The organism is Anaerostipes sp. MSJ-23, assembly GCF_018918155.1.
GTDB lineage: Bacteria > Bacillota > Clostridia > Lachnospirales > Lachnospiraceae > Anaerostipes.
Window position 1 is genome coordinate 173910 of record NZ_JAHLPY010000002.1, and the last position, 12931, is coordinate 186840.

Here is a 12931-nt window from a genome sequence, read left to right on the forward strand (position 1 = left end):
TTTTCGTAGAGGAGGATACTCAACGAAAAAATAGAATAGGAGTATAAGTATATCATAATATACTTGTTGTAAGGGATTAAAATGAAAAAAAATTTAATAGGGAAAAGATTTGGAAAACTTGTGGTAATAGAACCAACAGATCAAAGAAAAAACGGGTATATGATCTGGAAGTGTCACTGTGACTGTGGAAATGATATTCTCGTAGATTACCGTAAATTAATGTGTGGAACAGCCATGGATTGTGGATGTTCGTCAATAAAGGGTAAAGTTGATTTAAGAGGCAGACGGTTTGGAAAGCTTACGGCGATTGTACAAGCAAATAAGACAGATCCAAAAGATGGGTGGATTTGGATCTGTCGATGTGATTGCGGAGCAATAATAGAAATACCAACACGTCATTTGACCAATGGACGGCGTAAAAGTTGCGGCTGTCTTAGTAAACCACCATTAAAAAAGTATGTTGGAAAAAAATTTGGTAATTTAACGGTGCTTCACTATGCAGGAAAAAGAAAAGGTTCTCATTTTTGGCATTGTCGTTGTGATTGTGGAAATGAATTAGACGTTCAGCAGTCAAATCTGCAAAATGGACACACAACAAGTTGTGGATGCAACGTCGATATTAAGAAAAATATTCATTTTGTAAATGGAACGAGCGTGGAAGCAATTCGCTCAAAAAAATTAAATAAAAATAATAAGAGCGGTGTTCGTGGTGTCTATTGGAATAAGAAAACCCACAAATGGATAGCGCAAATAACATTCCAGGGAAAAACAAAGAGTCTTGGAAGTTATCAGACATTAGAAGAAGCTGCTGCTGTAAGAAAAGAAAAGGAGGATTTTTTGTTTGGCGAATTTCTAGAGTGGTATGATCGACAGGAAAAAAAGAAATAAAGGTAAAACTTAATCAGACATAAAGTTCTTTAAATAGTTTATTAAAATAATCATTTGTAATTTGTTACAAAAATAATTCTTTTCCATGTTTTATATTTATGCAGTATTTGGTATTTAACTTTGTGTTGCACAAAGCTGTATAATAAATCTAGATCGATCGATTTATTTAAAAAAACGCAGGGAAAAATAAATACAAATTTTGAAAGAGGTCAAAGGAGACAATACAAGAAAAGTTGTTTCTTTTGACCTTTTTTTGGAGGTAATGGATATGGAATTTTCAAGAGTTGATATTGTAACCAGTATGAGTAAATTATCTGGATTAAAAGAAGCACTGAATAAATTAAAAATCAGTGGGATGACGGTAATGCAGGTGATTGGCTGGGTGTAGAAAAAGGAACTTATGAGTATGAAAGCAAATAGAATGAGAAAATGGAATTGCTTCCGAAGCAACTCATAATGGTTATTGTTGAAAATAATAAAATTGAAGAACTGATTGAACTTGTAAAGAAAGAATTATATACAGGGCATATTGGAGATGGAAAAATATTTATATCTCCGATTTCTAATATTATCAGGGTACGTACTGGAGAGACAGGAAAAAATGCATTAGAGTAAGTGGGGAACGAAGAATGAATGAGAAGAAACTTGGATTTCCAAGTGTGTTAGCTGCTGGAGTAGGACTTATTGTGGCAACAAGCAGCCTGATGTCATTAGGACAAGGGGCAGGAACCATCGGAATGACGTTTGCGATTGCGATGGTGATTGCCTGCGGAATCAATATATGCAGTGTAATGTCTATTTCCGAATTAAATGCGATTATGCCAAATCTTACAGGTGGTTTGGCACAATATACCTTAGTAAGTATGGGACCGTTTGTAGCAATTGTATCCATGACTGGAGGATATTTGCTATGCAACATTATTTCTGCAAGTGTGGAATGTGCTATGTTTGGAAATTCTATTAATAGTGTTTTTCATACTGGAATTCCATCCAGTGTTTTATGCATTATTATGTTGGTCGTTATAACATTGGCAAATTTAAGAGGAATTGATATTTTTGCAAAAATCCAAAATGTTGTAGCTTATAGTTTGATAGGGTCGTTAATTTTGATTGGCTTCATTGGCTGTTTGAGGGCTGGAACTCAGACGGAAATAAATCAGGCGTGGGCTCTTAGTGAAAATCCATCGGATATTATGTCTATGGTAGGATTAGCTTTTTTCCTTTTTATTGGTTCTGAATATGTTATTCCAATTGCCAAAAGTGTCAAAAATGAAAAGAAAAACATTCCAGCAGGAATGATCGCAAGTTTGCTTGTTGTATGTTTCATGCAGTTCATTATTATGTTGGGGATGCATAATTACACACCATGGAATGAATTGGCAAATAACAGTTCACCACATATTTTCTATGGGACTTCAGTTTTAGGAAACGTAGGAACCGTGTGGATGATATTGGTTTCGGTTTTAGCTGTTGTTAGTACAACAAATTCTGTAATTAGCTCATTATCTTTTTTGTGCACTGGAATGGCAAAAATTGGATTATTACCACAGATTTTTTTAAAAAGAAATAAACATGGCGCACCATACATAGGAATTTTTACAATTAGTGGATTCATGATTTTGATTAATGTTTTAGGATTATCAACAGCAAAACAGATATCTTTTGTAATTTTAGTAGGGTGTGTTTATTATATGCTTTGTTATATTATATCGAACATAAATGTCCTGATATTTCGAAAAAGATTTCCTACTGTTCCAAGAAATTTTAAGACATCATTAGGTATAATAGTGCCGTTGATTGGAATCATTGGAAATATTTTTATGATTATGCATATAGATGGGAATGCAGATGTAAGACGGAAAATATATGGAGTTTGCATTATCTTGTTTGTAATTTTAAGTATATATGCTATTTTATGGATTAAAAAGGTTATGAAGAAAAAATTATTTGAAACATATGAAATAAAAGAGGTTATGGCAATGGAGCATGAGTTATATTTAGCAGCGCATAATTGCAACCAAAAAGAAAAGAATGTGTAGCGGTGCATATTCTTTCAAAATGTATATTTATATACTATAAGAGTGTGGATAAAAAGGTTGATAGGATACTTGCGACAAACAAAGGTAAATTGGCGCTTGTCAGTTTATAATAGGGTATGGTATCATATGAAATTGCAAGAAATATAAAATATATTAGTGTGATGAAAGAAAAGGACCTTAAATATAATGAAAGTAACATTAAAAAGAATACTGGCAATTGTAGTAGTTTTATGCGTGATGATAACACTGGTTTTATATCATGAGAGTAGAAGAACAAAAGAAAATATTCAAAAGCAAAATACTATTATGATAAGAAATACATCACCATTTGAGCTTAGAAATATCAAAGTGAAATTCAATCATACCTATGTGGAAAAAGTAGAGAAAATCAAACTAGGAGAAAGTATAAAAGTCAAAATTCCAGAAAACAGAGTTTATGTTGTAAATATTGAAATTAGTGGTGATACGGATCAAAACCGTTCATTTTCGAAACAACTTTGTGGAAGCATTGGCGATAATACTTGTATTACCGTGTCTCTTGGCGATGATATGAAACCTAGTATTTCATCGAACATTTTTAATAAGTAGGAGAGACAGTACAGTTTTTAGCTGTACTGTTTTTTGTGTATTAGGAAATATGTGATATACTTACGATAACAATAGTATTTAAAACGAAGGTATGAGGTAGAGTATATGTCAACAGTAGAGAAGAATCGTTTTAGTGAATTACTGGAACAACTGATCAATATGTCTGAGGTAAAAAATGCTTCTATTGCCAAAGCATTGCAGTATGATGCCAGTTATATCAGTAAATGGATTAGTGGACGTATGATGCCAGCAGAAAAGACAAAGAAAAAAGTTCTGACAGGGATCAGCCATGAGATTGTAAGACAGAGTACACAAGATGGGTTAGAAAATTTATATTCTAATTATCAGGTAACATTTCCAGAAGAACTTGAAAAGGTTATTTATGATAATCTAGAAATCGAATATGATTATGTAATGGATCTACAGAAAACGTGTGGTACATCGATTGCGCCAAAAGTTAATTTCTTTGTTGAGCTGAGTCCTGCTCAGTATATTACGAAAATGCGTCATCCAGTTTTGCGTAGAGTCAAAATGCTTCACATTATGGCAGAGATGGATCTATTGCTTTTGAATCATGAATATAGGCTTCAAATTATGCAGGGAGATATTCATAGAGAATTGCATCATACATATCCAGATGTGCATTTTTCACTGGTGATTGATTTATCGGAAGATAAAATTGATGATATTTATGATCCAATTTTTCTGATGAATATGCTTTCAGCGATGTCTCAGGTTGATTTTCATCTATATAAGAATATACAAGCATCTGGGAAAATGGTATTTACAGTGAAAGATGATTTTATGATTAGTGGCATGCTGGTAGATCCGAATAAATGTATGTCTGTTACGGTAAGTAGTGATTCAGCAAATTGTAATGCTATTTTTTATAATATTCGTGATCTTTGTATAAGAGAAGCACTTCTTTGCCGTAGAGAGACAATGGAAAAGATGATTGTACATTATGATTATATGCATTCGATGCTTTCCTTGAACCAAAGATGGGTTATTGGACATATGACAGAACATTTTCTGCCAGAAGATTTATTTGAAGAGCTGTTAGAAAAGGTAAAACAACAAAAAGGAAAAGAATTTCGTTATGAAAAGGAAATTCGTTATGTTCATACACTTACAAGGAAGGCGTTAGAAGAGGCCAGATTTGATATTTTAATTTACAGTCAGGCATTTTTAAATCTTGCTGTGGAAAGTGAGTTGGATTTCTTCGATTATAAAATTCGTCTGACATTACAGCAGAGAGAACGTTATATTGGACATTTGCTGAAGCTTTGTTCAGAGCAGAAAAATTTAAGGTTTAAATTAATCTATAAGCAGTTGATGCCGGATTTTCAATATCATGTGAATCAATGTGTATTCCTTTCGGATCAGTTTTCTTATTTAAGATTGAGTACATACAATGGACATAATAATCTTGCTGTTTTAAATCATCCAGACATGCAAAGGATTTTTGATCGCTTTTTTGATATTATGTGGGATGATAAAAATGAAGATATTCTGTCAGACTCTGATCAAATTTATTCCTTTATTTGCCATATGATTCAAAGAGTAAATATCATTTCTGAAATTTAAATAATACAGGATACAAAAAATCGGCTGTTTGTAAGGAATTCTCGTCTCTTTCAAACAGTTGATTCATTTTTGAGAATAAAAATCAATAAACGCTTTTTTTTTGTCAAGTTGATTCCACTGAGTTCCTGATTTTTTATGTTATACTTGCAGTCAGCGTATTTTGAATATAACAATGCGAACAATGGAAAAGTTAGAATAGGGGGAACTTTTATGAATCAGAAAATGACAGGAAAGCCAAGCGTTGACCGTCCGTGGATGCAATATTATCCAAAAGAGTTAATAGATGGACTTTCCATTCCAAAGGATACAATCTATGAATATTTAATGAAACGATGTCCAGGAGAGGATGTTGTTGCGATTCATTATTATGGAAGAGAAATTACATGGAAAGAAGTAAAAGAACAGACAGAAAAAGTAGCGCGTTCGTTGAGAGCCATTGGGTTTGGTGAAGGGGATGAAATCCCAATGTTTTTAAGATCCGCTCCTGAATTCATCTACCTTTTACTGGCAGCAGAGAAAATTGGGGCGTCTTTACTTTGCCGCGATAATACCATTGAAGAAAATGTAGAAGCCGTAAAAAAATCTGGAGCAAAGATGATTATTGCACACGATTTTCTTTCTCATGAAGATTTTAATCAGTATCGTTCTGGAGCAGGAGTTCGCGGAGCTGTTTTATTGAGTCCAATTCGCAGTGCAGATAGAACACAAATTCCGGATTACTGTTGGGATTATCTTGATTCTTTATATACAGATCATCCAGCTTATGGACCATGTACACTTTCTTGGGATGAATTTTTAGAGCTTGGAGAGAAATTTACAGGTAAAGTAGAAGCATCGAAGGATATTGATCGTCCATTATTCCGAGCATATACAAGTGGATCGACAGGACCATCCAAACAGGTGATTCATTCCGCACATACAATGATCGGAACGATCCATCAGATGAATTTTTATGGTGCTTCCGATGAATTCCGTCCAACATGGATGGTGACAATACTTCCACCAGCTTTGGTAGCTGTTGTGGTTTCTATGGTTTTGGTGCCGCTTGCATCGAATAAATTATTAATTTTATGTCCGTTTGTAAAGCCGGAAGATGTAGATCTTGAGATGATGCGTTATCGTCCAAATTGTTGGCCATTGATTCCAATGTTTGTTGAACTTATTATGAGAAATGGACGTGTACCGGATGATTATGATATGTCACATTTAATGGCGGCTGGAGTAGGGTGTGAAGCTTATAATAACAATCAGTTGGCAAGAGCACAGAAATTTTTGAATGATCATAATTGTAAGGCGCGTCTTACAACAGGTTATGGATGTAGTGAGGCAGGTTCTAATATGGCTCTTCCAATGATAACATCACATCCAGCTGGAAATGGAAATGTTGGGATTCCAATGCCATTGACAACCATTTCAGTTTTTAAACCAGATACAGATGAAGAGCTTACTTATGGAGAATTGGGAGAAATCTGTCAGTGTGGACCTGGAACAATGATTGGATATGACAATCCAAAGGAGACTGCAAAAGCAATTAGAATTCATTCGGATGGTAATCGTTGGCTCCATACAGGAGATATTGGATATATGAAGGAAGATGGAACGCTTTTTGCATTAACAAGAGGAGAAGCACCTCGTTATGGAGGTGGAGATTTGGCAACATTACCAATGGAAAATCTTTTAGCGGATGCGAAAATTCCAGGAATCGATGATGAATTTTTTGTAATTCTTCCAGATGAAGAGCATCATCGCTGCTTTGTTCCGTATTTATTTGTTGTTCTAAAAGATGGATATACATTGGATGATGTCAAAGAAGGAGTAAAAGATGCTCTGGAAAATTATATGCAGCCAGTGGATATTATTGTGTTACCAGAACGTCCATTCTTCCATTTTAAAACAAATCGTATTGGATTAACTCGAGATATCCAGGCAGGAAAGTTTAAAAAGGAATAAAAAATAATAATGTGTATTTTAAAGTGGGAGTTCTCTGTAATTTAATTACAGAGGGGCTCACAAGAAAAAAACTAGGGCTATCGTCTGAAACGCCAGGGATGCGGACATCTAAATTTGCATATTGGGGGAACATGTGAAGATATAAGAGATGAGACTGGTGCCTTTATGAAAAAATTTTAAGTATTATAAAGAAAAGTTCAGGCAGAATTTCTGCCTGAACTTTTTATTTTGCATACAATTTTACAAGTTCGATCATTATGTTAACGCTTTGATCCATGGCTTCGACGGTAATATGTTCATATGGGCCATGATAAGCGTGGCCACCAGTGCCAAGATTTGGGCATGGAAGTCCTTTGAAACTTAATTGGCAACCATCGGTACCGCCTCGAATTGGAAGAATTAGTGGTGTTACATGGGCATTTTCACAGGCAAGTTTTGCATGATCAATAAGGTGCATACATTCCTTGATGATTCCTGCCATGTTGTAATATTGGTCTGTAATTGTTAGAGAAACTGTACCATTTCCCCATCTCTCATTAAGATTTTTTTCGATGAGGCGTAGGGTTTGTTTTTTTGCTTCAAAGAGAGAAGAGTCATGATCTCTGATGATATAGTGAAGATTTGCTTGGCTGACATCACCGGACATGCTAAGAAGGTGGTAAAATCCCTCGTAATCTTCAGTTCCACGTGGTGTTTCCATCGAAGGAAGCGCGTTATTAATTTCCATGGCTACAAGACATGCGTTAATCATTGTATTTTTTGAAGATCCAGGATGAACATTGAAACCTTTAATGTGAAAATCGGCTTTGCATGCATTGAAATTTTCATATTGAATTTCTCCTTCGGTATCACCATCCATGGTGTAAGCATAGTCGGCTCCAAAGGTTTCGATGTTGAAATGGGATGCCCCACTTCCGATTTCTTCATCTGGGGTAAATGCTACGCAGAGTGCTCCATGGGGAATATTTTCTTTTTGAATTAGCTCAATCATAGTAAGAATTTCTGCAATTCCAGCTTTATCGTCGGCCCCAAGGATGGTTGTTCCATCGGATGTAATTAATGTACGTCCTGCCAAGGTTTTTAAATGAGGAAAGATTTTTGGAGATAAAACGAGGCCGCTATTTCCAAGAGGAAGTTCTTTTCCATCATAGTTCTTTGTAATGATTGGATGGATATCGTGATTACAAAAATCAGATACCGTATCCATATGTGCGATAAATCCAATGGTTGGTCGATCTTCATAACCACTGGTTGCTGGAAGTTTTCCATATAAATAACATTGATCGTCGAGTAAAATATCGCAAAGACCAAGATCATTCATTTCTTCTTTTAGGAGATTTGCAAGATGAAACTGACATTTAGAAGATGGTATTGTCTTGCTGTTTTCATCACTTGGTGTTCGTATAGCAACATAATTTAACAGTCGTTCATAAGCTTTCATAAATAGGTTCCTTTCTAAGTTTTTTGTTTATCATAGCACATTCGAACAAAGATATAAAATTTTGGATAATATTTCAATGTTTGAACTTTCATTGACTTTATGAAAAAATGATCCTAAAATACTTAGGACCCTAAGTATTTACGAGAGATAGGAAAGGAGGATAAAGTGGAAACAGGAAAGATTATTAATCGGATTTCCAACCGTTTGCAACGCTGTTCTAGATCGATACAAAATGCAGTTGGTATCGGTCAGGCACAAGCGAATGTTTTGAAGTTTATTTTAGTAGAATCGCCTCTACGCGCGATTTATCAGAAAGATATTGAAAAGGAATTTGGACTTCGGCCGCCGACAGTAACGGAGATGCTTAATGTGTTGGAAAAGAAAGAGTATATCAAAAGAGTACCGGATGAAAATGATGGAAGACGCAAGAAAATTATGTTTACAGATAAGGCAGTGGCAATCAAAGATGTTTTGCGTAATCAAGTAGAGACATCAGAACAAGTTCTTCTACAGAACATTACGCCAGAAGAACATCAGCAGTTTATGAAAATTGCACAGAAAATGCTTGCAAATTTGGAACATTACAGATATTAAAGGGAGAAAAAGATGGATGATAATGAATTAATGGAAAAGATGAAGGTTCCCAAAGCAGTAGCTAAAATGGCAATACCAAGTGTAATCAGTAGTTTGGTCACTGTTGTTTATAATATGGCAGATACTTTTTTTGTAGGACAAACAGGGGATCCGCTTCAGGTAGCAGCAGTCAGCTTAACGAATCCTATTTTTATTTTATTTATGGCTTTTGCTAATATGTTTGGTATGGGTGGAAGTGCAGCGGCATCCATTGCTATGGGTGAAAAAAATGAAAAGCGTATGAAGAATGTTTCTTCTTTTATTACTTATGCATCTCTGGCGGTTGGGTGTGTATTTGCGATTCTTTTACTTTTATTTTCAAGACCCATTTTAAATATTTTCGGAGCAAATCAGCAGACGTATTGCTATGCGTATGGATATCTATTTCATATTTCTTATGGAGCACCTTTTATCATATGGTCTGCGGCAGCAAGTTTTGTTGTTCGTTCAGAAGGTGCAAGCAAAGAGGCTATGATTGGAAGTATGATTGGAACGATTGTAAATATTGTGTTAGATCCGATTCTAATTAGTGGATTTCATCTTGGAGCAGCAGGGGCAGCCATTGCAACAACCATTGGAAATATATTAGCCAGCATTTATTATATTTGGTATTTTGTAAAGAAAAGCAGTTTCTTCTCTATTCATATAAAATATTTTCAATGTAAAGATAAGATTTTAAAAAGTGTGTGCAGCAGTGGACTGCCAACAGCAATTTTCTCTATGTTAATGAGTTTATCTACGATTGTTTTAAATCAGATTCTTGTAGCTTATGGAAATGAACCAGTGGCTGCGATTGGAATTGTATTTAAAGCCAATATGTTTATTACTTTCTTACAGATGGGACTTGCTAATGGGGTACAGCCATTGTTTGGTTATAATTTTGGATCGGGAAATGTAGAACGCTTTCAAAGTGTGGAACGTTATACCAAAAAATGCTGTTTGATTGTTGGAATTCTTGCGACTGCTTTGTTTTTTATTTTTCGTGTACAAATTCTACAGTTATTTATTCAGGATCAAAAGGTTATCCATTATGGTGTTTCTATGTTAATTGCTTATATGATTTCCGGACCAATAATCGGACTCTTATTTGTAAATATGAACTGTATGCAATCGATTGGAAAAGCATTTCCAGCAACAATTCTTTCAATATTAAGACAAGGACTTTTGCTAATTCCATTATTATATCTGTTGAACTTTTGCTTTGGATTAAATGGAGTTATTTACGGACAAGGTTTGACAGATTATATTGCGGTCATTTTATCTGCAATATTATGGAAAAGATGCAGGAAAGCGCTTGGTAAAAATCAATGTTGACAGAAATTTAAGTTTTCAGGATAATGTGTTTATACCATAGGAAGTATAAGTATTGGAGGTAAGAGATATGAAACAATGTATGGATTCAGATAATCTTCATCGAAGATTGAAAAAAATTATTGGACAAGTACAGGCTATTGATCGAATGATTGATGAAGATATTCCTTGTGAAGATGTTTTATCACAGATGAATGCAGCAAAATCTGCACTTCATAAATGCGGACAGATTGTGTTAGAAGGGCATATTAAACACTGCGTCAAAGATGGGATAGAACACGGAGATGCAGATAAAACAATTGAAGAATTTACAAAGGCAGTAGAAAGATTTGCTAATATGGGGTAAGGCATCCTTTGCCAAGGGTTGGATGTTTTAAACATAGTAGTTTTATCCTAAAAGATTCTTTAAATAATGAAAAAATAACCAAAAAACAGCCATATAGTCACATTAGCATTTAGCAAATGATTAAAATCATTTATTTTGGCACTGTTACGTGTGATTTTAAATAAAAGTGTGCTGCTATTTGGTTATTTTTTTCTTTTCTTGACAACCAATACCCCTATGGGTATAATGCACCTATACCCCGTATGGTATATAAAGGAGGCTTAAAATGAAAATTTTAATGAAGAAGTTAGAAGGAATTTTGGAGATTGGCGGAAGGAAGAGAGAGATTGGATTCCTTGTTGTTTCTGGTGTTGCTCTTTTGTGTAGTTTGTTTCATTTGTTTCCTTCCGGGTTAGATCCTGCGTGGATATCGATTGTTCTTTGTGGAATTCCAATTATTTTAGAAGCAATCATCGGACTTGTCATGGAGTTTGATATTAAAGCAGATGTTCTTGTGTCACTTGCGCTGATTGCTTCTGTTTGTATTGGTGAAATTTTTGCTGCTGGTGAGGTTGCTTTTATTATGCAAATTGGAGGGCTTTTGGAGGAGCTTACGGTAGCAAAGGCTAGAGCTGGGATTGAAAAGCTTGTACATTTGACGCCACAGACAGCAAGAATACTTTACAAAGATCAGGAAAAAATGATTCCGGCAAAGCAAGTATGCATTGGTGATAGAATTCGGGTGCTTCCGGGGGAAATGATTCCTGTGGATGGAGTAATTGTATCTGGACAGACTTCGATTAACCAGGCAGTTATGACAGGAGAATCTCTTCCGGTAGATAAGACAATTGGAGATAAAGTCTCTTCTGGAACCGTAAATCAATTTGGTGTATTTGAAATGAAGGCAATGAAAGTTGGAGAAGATAGTTCCATTCAGCGTATGATTCGTTTGGTTCAGTCTGCGGATGCTGGGCAAAAATTGTAAGCCTTGCAGACCAGTGGGCAACATGGATTGTTGTGATTGCTTTGACAGCAGCGGTGTTGGCATGGCTTTTTTCTGGAGAAATTATTCGTGCTGTCACGATTCTTGTAGTGTTTTGTCCATGTGCGCTTGTTCTTGCAACGCCAACGGCAATTATGGCAGCAATCGGAAATGCTACAAAACATGGATTTCTTGTTAGAGAAGGAGATGCCTTAGAACGCCTTGCAAAGGTAGAAAAAATCATGTTTGATAAAACAGGAACATTAACCTTAGGACATCCACAAGTGATTGCAGTGGAAACTTTTCAAGATCTCGTGAGTAAAAAAGAAATTTATACTTATGCAGCAGCTGCAGAAAAACTGTTAGAGCATCCACTTGGCAAGGCTGTTGTTTTCTGCTATGAGATGAAATACGGAGATCATTTAATGGAAGCTACTGATTTTATGATGATACCTGGAAGAGGAATCACGGCAAAAATTAATGGTAAAATAGTGTTGGCGGGAAACGAGAAACTAATGGAGGAGCACCATCTGATTTTATCTGAGAAAATGAAACAAACAGTGCAAAAATTTTTAGATAAGGGTTCCACTGTAATCTATATTGCGCTAGACCAAAGGATACAAGGAATTCTTGCGCTGGCAGATACGATGCGAGGACAAAGTAAAAAAATGATCGATGAACTGAAACCGCTCCATGTAAAACCGGTTCTTCTAACGGGAGATCATAAAAATGTAGCAGAAAATATTGCGGCTCAACTTCGTATTACAGAATTTTGTGCGGATTGTTTGCCAGAAGATAAATTAAATTATATTGATCACATCCAGAAAAAGAAGCAGGCAGTTTGTATGATTGGAGATGGGATCAATGATGCACCTGCGTTGAAAAAAGCAGATGTTGGAATTGCTATGGGAGGTGTTGGAAGTGATATTGCCGTTGATGCAGCGGATATAGCACTTGTGGCTGATAAAATAGAAGAATTGCCGCATCTTCTGGCATTGTCAAAGAAAATGATGAAAAAGATTAAACTAAATTTAACATTTTCTCTTACTTTAAATTTTGTGGCCATTATACTTGCCATTACTGGAGTTCTTCATCCAGTGGTAGGAGCCTTAGTGCACAATGTGGGGTCTGTATTTGTAATCATAAATTCAGCATTATTGTTAAAATGGAGGATGAATTGACTTAAA

Annotated in this window: 13 protein-coding genes; 12 read left to right on the forward strand and 1 reads right to left on the reverse strand. The window is 35.3% G+C overall.

The features are described from left to right. Nucleotides 1–81: 81 nt before the first annotated feature. From KQI71_RS02745 to KQI71_RS02775, 7 genes are all read left to right on the forward strand, one after another. Nucleotides 82–888 carry an AP2/ERF family transcription factor gene (locus KQI71_RS02745; RefSeq protein WP_216433856.1) on the forward strand — a complete coding sequence of 269 codons (807 nt, stop codon included), beginning with the start codon at nucleotides 82–84 and terminating at the stop codon, nucleotides 886–888. A gap of 268 nt (nucleotides 889–1156) precedes the next feature. Continuing rightward, nucleotides 1157–1276 carry a P-II family nitrogen regulator gene (locus tag KQI71_RS02750; RefSeq protein ID WP_216433858.1) on the forward strand — a complete coding sequence of 40 codons (120 nt, stop codon included), beginning with the start codon at nucleotides 1157–1159 and terminating at the stop codon, nucleotides 1274–1276. A gap of 41 nt (nucleotides 1277–1317) precedes the next feature. Further along, a complete protein-coding gene (locus tag KQI71_RS02755; protein WP_256442113.1) occupies nucleotides 1318–1503 on the forward strand; it encodes a P-II family nitrogen regulator in 186 nt (61 codons plus the stop codon). Between the two features lie 14 nt (nucleotides 1504–1517). Further along, the gene (locus KQI71_RS02760; RefSeq protein WP_216433862.1) at nucleotides 1518–2927 is read left to right on the forward strand and encodes an APC family permease; all 1410 of its coding nucleotides are present in this window, start codon (nucleotides 1518–1520) and stop codon (nucleotides 2925–2927) included. Between the two features lie 186 nt (nucleotides 2928–3113). Continuing rightward, the gene (locus KQI71_RS02765; RefSeq protein ID WP_216433864.1) at nucleotides 3114–3515 is read left to right on the forward strand and encodes a DUF5300 domain-containing protein; all 402 of its coding nucleotides are present in this window, start codon (nucleotides 3114–3116) and stop codon (nucleotides 3513–3515) included. A gap of 105 nt (nucleotides 3516–3620) precedes the next feature. Then, complete coding sequence (locus KQI71_RS02770) at nucleotides 3621–5102, forward strand: hypothetical protein (protein WP_216433865.1); 1482 nt, start codon at nucleotides 3621–3623, stop codon at nucleotides 5100–5102. A 210-nt stretch (nucleotides 5103–5312) separates the two neighbouring features. Further along, complete coding sequence (locus KQI71_RS02775; protein ID WP_216433867.1) at nucleotides 5313–7052, forward strand: class I adenylate-forming enzyme family protein; 1740 nt, start codon at nucleotides 5313–5315, stop codon at nucleotides 7050–7052. A gap of 223 nt (nucleotides 7053–7275) precedes the next feature. Here the strand turns inward: KQI71_RS02775 and pepT are convergent, their stop codons facing one another. Further along, complete coding sequence (pepT, locus tag KQI71_RS02780) at nucleotides 7276–8493, reverse strand: peptidase T (protein ID WP_216433869.1); 1218 nt, start codon at nucleotides 8491–8493, stop codon at nucleotides 7276–7278. Nucleotides 8494–8658: 165 nt separating this feature from the next. Here pepT and KQI71_RS02785 point away from each other — a divergent pair, with 165 nt between their 5' ends. From KQI71_RS02785 to KQI71_RS12770, 5 genes are all read left to right on the forward strand, one after another. Further along, nucleotides 8659–9087 (forward strand): MarR family winged helix-turn-helix transcriptional regulator, encoded by a 429-nt coding sequence (locus KQI71_RS02785; protein ID WP_216433871.1) that lies wholly within the window; start codon nucleotides 8659–8661, stop codon nucleotides 9085–9087. A 12-nt stretch (nucleotides 9088–9099) separates the two neighbouring features. Continuing rightward, nucleotides 9100–10440, forward strand: a complete 1341-nt coding sequence (locus KQI71_RS02790; protein ID WP_216433873.1) for an MATE family efflux transporter — start codon at nucleotides 9100–9102, stop codon at nucleotides 10438–10440. 67 nt (nucleotides 10441–10507) lie between these two features. Beyond that, nucleotides 10508–10783, forward strand: coding sequence for a metal-sensing transcriptional repressor (locus KQI71_RS02795; RefSeq protein ID WP_216433875.1), 276 nt, complete (start codon nucleotides 10508–10510; stop codon nucleotides 10781–10783). A gap of 265 nt (nucleotides 10784–11048) precedes the next feature. Continuing rightward, entirely contained in the window at nucleotides 11049–11747 is a 699-nt protein-coding gene (locus KQI71_RS12765; RefSeq protein ID WP_330655230.1) for a P-type ATPase, read from the forward strand. Between the two features lie 32 nt (nucleotides 11748–11779). Beyond that, nucleotides 11780–12925: a heavy metal translocating P-type ATPase gene (locus tag KQI71_RS12770; protein ID WP_330655232.1), complete on the forward strand. Its 1146-nt coding sequence runs from the start codon at nucleotides 11780–11782 to the stop codon at nucleotides 12923–12925. Nucleotides 12926–12931 lie beyond the last annotated feature (6 nt).

Bases quoted from the DNA above. Each gene is read 5' to 3' on its own strand.
- KQI71_RS02795 (WP_216433875.1), top strand. From the start codon at position 10,508: ATGAAACAATGTATGGATTCAGATAATCTTCATCGAAGATTGAAAAAA.
- KQI71_RS02790 (WP_216433873.1), top strand. From the start codon at position 9,100: ATGGATGATAATGAATTAATGGAAAAGATGAAGGTTCCCAAAGCAGTA.
- KQI71_RS02770 (WP_216433865.1), top strand. From the start codon at position 3,621: ATGTCAACAGTAGAGAAGAATCGTTTTAGTGAATTACTGGAACAACTG.
- KQI71_RS02755 (WP_256442113.1), top strand. From the start codon at position 1,318: ATGGAATTGCTTCCGAAGCAACTCATAATGGTTATTGTTGAAAATAAT.
- KQI71_RS02765 (WP_216433864.1), top strand. From the start codon at position 3,114: ATGAAAGTAACATTAAAAAGAATACTGGCAATTGTAGTAGTTTTATGC.
- KQI71_RS02760 (WP_216433862.1), top strand. From the start codon at position 1,518: ATGAATGAGAAGAAACTTGGATTTCCAAGTGTGTTAGCTGCTGGAGTA.
- KQI71_RS02750 (WP_216433858.1), top strand. From the start codon at position 1,157: ATGGAATTTTCAAGAGTTGATATTGTAACCAGTATGAGTAAATTATCT.
- KQI71_RS02775 (WP_216433867.1), top strand. From the start codon at position 5,313: ATGAATCAGAAAATGACAGGAAAGCCAAGCGTTGACCGTCCGTGGATG.
- KQI71_RS12765 (WP_330655230.1), top strand. From the start codon at position 11,049: ATGAAAATTTTAATGAAGAAGTTAGAAGGAATTTTGGAGATTGGCGGA.
- KQI71_RS02745 (WP_216433856.1), top strand. From the start codon at position 82: ATGAAAAAAAATTTAATAGGGAAAAGATTTGGAAAACTTGTGGTAATA.
- pepT (WP_216433869.1), bottom strand. From the start codon at position 8,493: ATGAAAGCTTATGAACGACTGTTAAATTATGTTGCTATACGAACACCA.